The sequence below is a fragment of the Microbacterium marinilacus genome (assembly GCF_019753765.1).
GTDB lineage: Bacteria > Actinomycetota > Actinomycetes > Actinomycetales > Microbacteriaceae > Microbacterium > Microbacterium marinilacus.
Genome location: NZ_JAIJZW010000006.1, coordinates 250,359 through 256,960 on the forward strand (window position 1 = coordinate 250,359; position 6,602 = coordinate 256,960).

Here is a 6,602-nt window from a genome sequence, read left to right on the forward strand (position 1 = left end):
AGCCCGTCGTCCTTCCCGCAGGCCGCGACGTCCTGACGGCGGTCGCGCAGGGCACCCATCCCGATGCCCATGCGGTGCTGGGCCCGCACCCCCACCCTGTCGCGCCGGGCGAGGAGAAGCGGCCCGGCGCCGTCACCGTGCGCGTGCTCAAGCCGCTCGCCGCGTCGGTGACGGTCCGGTACCAGACGGCGCCGACGCGCCGGTATCCGGACGGTTGGGCCGCCGTCGAGCTGCACCACGAGCACGACGGCGTGTGGGCGGGTGTGCTTCCGCTCGCCCCTGGTGCTGCCGAGGGGGACGTGCCGCCCTACCGGGTGGAGACGACCTACGGCGAGGGCGACGACGCCGTCACGCATGTGCGCGACGACCCGTACCGCTTCCTGCCCACCGTGGGCGAGGTCGACCTCCACCTCATCGGCGAGGGTCGGCACGAGGCGCTGTGGCGCGTGCTCGGCGCACACGTCCGCCGGTACGAGGGCTGGGGGCTCGCGCCCGACGTGACCGGCACCGCCTTCGCGGTGTGGGCGCCGCGGGCGCAGGCCGTCCGGCTGAAGGCCGACTTCAACGACTGGGACGGACGCGAGCACCCGATGCGGCGGCTCGGATCGTCGGGGGTGTGGGAGCTGTTCGTGCCGGAGGTGGGATCCGGCACGCGGTACAAGTACCAGATCCTCGGGGTGGACGGCGTCTGGCGCGAGAAGGCCGACCCCATGGCCGCGTACGCCGAGAAGCCGCCGCTCACGGCGTCGATCGTGCACGACTCGTCCTACGAGTGGGGCGACGACGAGTGGATCGAGCGCCGGGCCGCCGACGCGGGCCGGGGCCACGCCGACCGGCCGATGGCGGTCTACGAGGTGCACCTCGGGTCGTGGCGCCGCGACCGCACCTACGAGCAGCTCGCCGACGAGCTCGTCGAGTACGTCTCCGACCTCGGGTTCACCCACGTCGAGCTGATGCCGGTGATGCAGCACCCGTTCGGCGGATCGTGGGGGTATCACGTCACCTCCTATTACGCCCCGGACAGCCGGTTCGGCGACCCCGACGGCCTGCGCCTCCTGATCGACCGGCTGCACCGGGCCGGTGTCGGCGTCATCCTCGACTGGGTGCCGGGACACTTCGCGACCGACGAGTGGGCGCTCGTGCGCTTCGACGGAGCGCCGCTCTACGAGGATCCGAACCCGCAGCGCGGCTGGCACAAGGAGTGGGGATCGCACATCTTCGACTTCGGCAACCCGCCCGTGCGCAACTTCCTCTACGCCAACGCCGTGTACTGGCTCGAGGAGTTCCACGCCGACGGCCTGCGCGTCGACGGCGTGGCATCGATGCTCTACCTCGACTACGCCCGCGAGCCGGGGGAGTGGACCCCGAACGTGCACGGCGGCCACGAGAACCTCGAGGCGGTGCAGTTCCTGCAGGAGATGAACGCCACCGTCTACCGCCGGGTGCCCGGGGTCGTGACGATCGCCGAGGAGTCGACGTCGTGGCCCGGCGTCACCCGCCCGACGTCGCAGTGCGGGCTCGGCTTCGGCTTCAAGTGGAACATGGGCTGGATGCACGACTCGCTGGGTTACATCGCCCGCGACCCCGTGCACCGCGCGTACCACCACCACGACCTGACGTTCTCCCTCACCTACGCCTGGTCCGAGAACTACGTGCTGCCGCTGTCGCACGACGAGGTCGTGCACGGCAAGGGGTCGCTGCTGCGCAAGGTGCCGGGCGACCGGTGGCGTCAGCTGGCCACGTTGCGCGCGTACCTCGCGTTCATGTGGGCGCATCCCGGCAAGCAGCTGGTGTTCATGGGCGACGAGCTCGCCCAGGAGTCGGAGTGGGCCGAGTCGCGCGAGCTCGACTGGTGGCTGCTCGACCTGCCCGACCACCGCGGCGTGCAGCAGGCCGTGCGAGACATCAACGCCCGGTATCGCGAGACACCGGCCCTCTGGGCGCTCGACACCGAGCCGGCGGGCTTCGAGTGGCTCGCCGCCGACGACAGCGAGGCGAACGTGTTCGCGTTCGTCCGCCGCGACGGCGTCTCGACCGACGAGTCCGGATCGCTGCTGGTGTGCGCGAGCAACTTCTCCGCCGCCCCTCACGACCACTACCGGCTGCGTTTCCCGCTGCCCGGCGCCTGGGACGAGGTCCTCAACACCGACGCCTCCGGCTACGGCGGCTCCGGAGTCGGCAACCTCGGACGGGTGGACGTGCCGGAGGAGGGCCATGCGACCGTCGCCCTGCCGCCGCTCGGCACCGTCTGGTTCCGCTTCGCAGGCTGAGCCGGGAAGACGCGCAGACGGCGCCCGCACTCCAAGGAGTGCGGGCGCCGTCTGCATGCGGAGGGTCCCCGTCCCGGGTCTGCCGGGATATGCCGAACGCCCGCCGCGACTGCGACGGGCGTCCTGCCTGTCCGAGAGCATCCCCCTCCGGGGCCGACCCGCCGATGGCGGGGTCAGGTGGCTCGTGAAGGGCTGTTCTCCGTTCGGCCGGACGCGGGGGAGCGTGCGTCCGACGTCTGTGTCCGCTACCTGGTGGCGCGGTTGCTACGGCCCGTGATCAGGCCCCAGATGAGGAGCACAATGATCGAGCCGCCGATCGCCAGCAGCCACGTGGAGAGGTCGAAGAACCCGCCCAGATCCGTGTTGAAGATGATTCCGCCCAGCCAGCCGCCGAGCAGCGCACCGATGACTCCGAGGATGAGCGTGGCAATCCATCCGCCCCCCTGACGTCCGGGCAGGATCGCCTTGGCGATGGCTCCCGCGATGAGGCCGAGAATGATGAATGCGATGAAGCCCATTGCGCGCTCCCTTCCTGCGGGGATCTCCCGCATCATCAACGGTAGGGGCGAGCATTCATCGCCGGCAGGGGCTTGACACAACCTGTGAGAATGCGCATAGCGGCTCGCTCAGCGGGAATCCCGCGGTCAGGCCGGGTCGAGCCGCAGCACCCCCGAGGCCTCCGCCACGCGCAGGTCGTCGACGATCCGGACGGTGCGCGCGAGGTCCTCGATCGGGCCGATCAGCGTCCGCAGCCGGAGCGGATCGATGCCCACCGCAGTCACCGACACGAGGTGGGCACCGGTGTCCCACGTGTACATCGCCGTCGGCGGACGCGACGCGTCGGACGGGTCGTCGAGCACCAGCTTCTCGCCGACGCCGAGATGGGGGCTGCGGAAGTCCTCGGTGTCGTCGTACTCCATCGGCATCATCGCGCGGGACGCTCGCAGCTGCGGCGTCATGTCCTGCAGCTGGGCGGTGACCACGACGAGCTCCGGCTCGTCCTTCCACACCCACACCAGCAGGCGCCCGCCCGCGCGGCGCATCAGGAACGGCGTCGCCTGGCTCAGCGCCCAGGCCATGGCGCCGGTGCCGCGTCCGGCGCCCGCGCCGCCGCTCTGCAGCACCGCGCGGATGGCGGCCTTGCGGTGCCGCCGCCCGCGCAGCCCCAGGGATCCGGTGACCGCGACCCAGCGTGCGGCGTCGGCATCGGCCTGCAGTCGCGTCATGCCTCCAGGTTATGTCGGCCGCGTCGCCCGCACGACGTCGGGTCTCCTCTTCGCGCCCCATGCACGACGCAGGACGGGACGTGGAGCGGGGCGGTGTGTCGGCTGGCCGGGGCTTCTCTTCCTGCGTCGTGCACGGAAGGGCCAGGTCGGGTGCGGAAGAATGGGGGAGTGGATGCCCTGACCCGCGCCGAGTCGCTGATCGCCCTGACCCCCGACTACCCCGAGCCGGGCGTGCTGTTCCGCGACGTGTCGCCCCTGCTGGCCGACGGCGACGCCCTGCGCACCGTGGTCGAGGCGCTCATCGCCCCGTTCGAGGGGCGCTTCGACATCGTCGCGGGCATCGAGGCGCGCGGGTTCCTGCTCGCCGGCTACGCCGCCGCCCTCGCCGGCGTCGGGATGCTGCAGATCCGCAAGGCGGGCAAGCTGCCGCGCCCGGCCGCTGCCGTCTCGTACGCGCTCGAGTACGGCACCGCCACGATCGAGGCGCCCGGCGTGCTGCACAAGGGCGAGCGGGTGCTGCTGCTGGACGACGTGCTCGCCACGGGCGGCACGCTCGCGGCCGCGCAGAGCCTCATCGTCGAGCTCGGCGTGAAGGTCGCGGGGTCGGCCGTCGTGCTCGAGCTCGAGGACCTCGGCGGCCGCGCCGTGGCCGGTGACGTGCACACCGTCTTCACCGCCTGACGCTTCAGGACGTCTCCGGATGACGGAGGGGCCGCGCCGCTCCGGTGCGGCCCCTCCGTCATCTCCTCGGGATCAGATCCCGAGCGCCGCCCGGATCGGGTCGAGCGTGAAGTAGACGACGAACATCGCGGCCGCGAGCCACATCAGCCAGTGCACCTCGCGGGCCTTGCCGCGAGCGAGCTTGACGATCACGTATGCGATGAAGCCGGCGCCGATGCCGTCCGCGATCGAGTAGGTGAAGGGCATGAGCGCGATCGTGAGGAACGCGGGCAGGGCGGTGTCGACCTTCTTCCAGTCGATGCCCGAGATCTGGGTCATCATGAGGAACCCGACCAGGACGAGCGCGGGTGCGGCCGCCTCGTAGGGCACGAGCGCGACGAGCGGCGACAGGAACGTCGCGAGCAGGAACGTGATGCCGGTCACGACGGACGCGAGGCCGGTCCGCGCGCCCTCGCCGACGCCGGCGGTGGACTCGACGTAGGCGGTGTTGGACGAGACCGAGCCCATGCCGCCCGCGATGGCCGCGATCGAGTCGACGACGAGGATGCGGCGCGTGGCGGGCGGATTGCCCTCGGAGTCGAGCAGACGCGCCTCGGCGCCGATCGCGACCATCGTCCCCATGGTGTCGAAGAAGTCGGCGAGCAGCAGCGAGAAGACGAGCAGTAGCACGGTGACCACGCCGATGCTCTCGAACGAGCCGAGCAGCGAGAACTGCCCGAGCAGCGAGAAATCCGGCACCGCGAAGACGCCCGTGAACTCCGGGGCGGAGTTGAACCCGCCGGGGTTCGTCTCGGACACGGCGCCGATGTGCAGGGTGTTCTGCAGCACGATCGCGAGCACCGTCGCCGTGAGGATCGAGATCAGCATCGCGCCCTTGACCTTGCGCACCCACAGCACGATGGTCAGCACGAGGCCGACGATGAACACGAGCATCGGCCAGGTGCCGAGGTCGCCGATCGAGAGCACGGTGGCGCCATCGCCGGTCACGAAGCCGGCGTTCTTGAGCCCGATGAGCGTGATGAACAGGCCGATCCCGACGCCGATGGCGGTCTTCAGCTCGACCGGGACGGCCCGGAACACCGCCTCGCGGAAGCCGGTGAGGACGAGGACGAGGATCACGATGCCCTCGATCACGACGAGGCCCATGGCGTCGGCCCAGGTGACCTCCGGCAGGCCGGCGATCGAGAACGCGACGACCGCGTTGAGGCCGAGGCCGGCCGCGAGCGCCATCGGGTAGTTCGCGAACACGCCCATGGCGATGGTCACGACGCCCGCGACGAGCGCGGTCGCCGCGGCGATCATGCCCAGGTTCGGGTCGTCCGTGCCGCCGCCGAGCAGCTGACCGGTGCCGTCGGGCGTCGTGCCGATGATGAGGGGGTTCAGCACGACGATGTACGCCATCGCGAAGAAGGTGACCAGTCCGCCGCGGATCTCCGCGCCCACGGTGGAGCCTCGTTCGGTGATCTTGAAGAACCGGTCCAGGCGCGTGCGGGAGCCCGCCTGAGCAGTGTGGGAGGTCATCCTCAAATCGTTCCACATCCGGCGGGCGTGCTCCGTCGCCCCAGGCGGGGCTCCCGCGTCGGGCCGTATGGGCTCAGGGGCGCGGCGGCGCCGCGTCGGCGTACATCTGCAGGCGCACCTCGCGCGCGCCCGTCATGTGGCGCTCGGCGATGTCGCGGGCCGCGTCGCCGTCATGGCGCGAGATCGCGTCGAGCAGCTCGTCGTGCTCGCGGATGACCTCGTCCCAGCGGCCGGGCCAGTCGAGGGTCGTCGTGGGATAGCGCTGCAGGTGCACGTGGAGCCGATCGAGCAGGTCGATCAGGGTGGGGCTGTGGCTCGCCTCCCACAGCGCGGCGTGGAACGCGCGGTTCGCCGCGGCTCGCGCGTCCGCGCCCTCGAGGCCGCGCATGGCGTCCTGGCGGGCGCGCAGACGGGCGAGGTCCAGGTCGGTGGCGTGCTTCGCGGCCGAGCGGGCCGCGGAGCCCTCCAGCGTGATCCGCACCTCGTAGATGTCGAGGATCTCCTCGGGGGAGGTCGCCCGCACGATCGCGCCGCGGGGCCCGCGCTCGACGAGGCGCTCGATCTCGAGCCGGTGCAGCGCCTCGCGCACGGGGGTGCGGCTGGTGCCGAAGTCGGCCGCCAGGGCGTTCTCCGAGAGCACGCGCCCGGCCTCGAAGCGGCCGGTGACGATCGCGTCGCGGATGCGCTCGTACACGCTCGTCGCCATACGACCACCTCCCTGCCGATCGTATCGGCTGCGGGCGGCGAGGCCTGCTCCGCCCGCAGCCTTCGACTAGGTGTACCCGGTCAGCACGTTGGTGACGCCCGGTTAGGGAGAAGGCCTCCACGATTGGTGGTGTCTAACGTCACCGAAGTGGAGGCCTTCTCTTGGTCCACCGTAATGCGCGGCTTACCGTCACGGGCC

The 6,602-nt window shown here is 71.2% G+C and carries 5 protein-coding genes and 1 pseudogene; 2 read left to right on the plus strand and 4 right to left on the minus strand.

Annotated elements, in window-relative coordinates:
- Nucleotides 1-2: 2 nt before the first annotated feature.
- A pseudogene (gene glgB, locus K5S26_RS12115) lies at nt 3-2,270 on the plus strand (1,4-alpha-glucan branching protein GlgB); the annotation flags it as partial.
- A 245-nt stretch (nt 2,271-2,515) separates the two neighbouring features.
- On the opposite strand, the gene K5S26_RS12120 reads toward glgB, so the two are convergent.
- Both K5S26_RS12120 and K5S26_RS12125 read right to left on the minus strand, forming a co-directional pair.
- Nucleotides 2,516-2,788: a GlsB/YeaQ/YmgE family stress response membrane protein gene (locus K5S26_RS12120; RefSeq protein WP_221858410.1), complete on the minus strand. Its 273-nt coding sequence runs from the start codon at nt 2,786-2,788 to the stop codon at nt 2,516-2,518.
- Nucleotides 2,789-2,914: 126 nt separating this feature from the next.
- On the minus strand, nt 2,915-3,496 hold the full coding sequence (locus K5S26_RS12125) for a hypothetical protein (RefSeq protein ID WP_221858419.1): 582 nt from the start codon (nt 3,494-3,496) through the stop codon (nt 2,915-2,917).
- A 168-nt stretch (nt 3,497-3,664) separates the two neighbouring features.
- Between K5S26_RS12125 and K5S26_RS12130 the strand changes: the two genes are divergently transcribed.
- Nucleotides 3,665-4,177 (plus strand): adenine phosphoribosyltransferase, encoded by a 513-nt coding sequence (locus tag K5S26_RS12130; RefSeq protein ID WP_221858421.1) that lies wholly within the window; start codon nt 3,665-3,667, stop codon nt 4,175-4,177.
- Nucleotides 4,178-4,249: 72 nt separating this feature from the next.
- Here K5S26_RS12130 and K5S26_RS12135 read toward each other — a convergent pair whose 3' ends face one another.
- Together K5S26_RS12135 and K5S26_RS12140 are read right to left on the minus strand one after the other, a co-directional pair.
- Nucleotides 4,250-5,698 carry an NCS2 family permease gene (locus K5S26_RS12135; protein ID WP_221858423.1) on the minus strand — a complete coding sequence of 483 codons (1,449 nt, stop codon included), beginning with the start codon at nt 5,696-5,698 and terminating at the stop codon, nt 4,250-4,252.
- A 73-nt stretch (nt 5,699-5,771) separates the two neighbouring features.
- Nucleotides 5,772-6,404 (minus strand): GntR family transcriptional regulator, encoded by a 633-nt coding sequence (locus tag K5S26_RS12140; protein ID WP_221858425.1) that lies wholly within the window; start codon nt 6,402-6,404, stop codon nt 5,772-5,774.
- Between the last annotated feature and the right edge of the window lie 198 nt (nt 6,405-6,602).

Coding starts and splice junctions, on each gene's coding strand:
- K5S26_RS12120 (WP_221858410.1), bottom strand. CDS start 2,788: ATGGGCTTCATCGCATTCATCATTCTCGGCCTCATCGCGGGAGCCATC.
- K5S26_RS12125 (WP_221858419.1), bottom strand. CDS start 3,496: ATGACGCGACTGCAGGCCGATGCCGACGCCGCACGCTGGGTCGCGGTC.
- K5S26_RS12135 (WP_221858423.1), bottom strand. CDS start 5,698: ATGACCTCCCACACTGCTCAGGCGGGCTCCCGCACGCGCCTGGACCGG.
- K5S26_RS12140 (WP_221858425.1), bottom strand. CDS start 6,404: ATGGCGACGAGCGTGTACGAGCGCATCCGCGACGCGATCGTCACCGGC.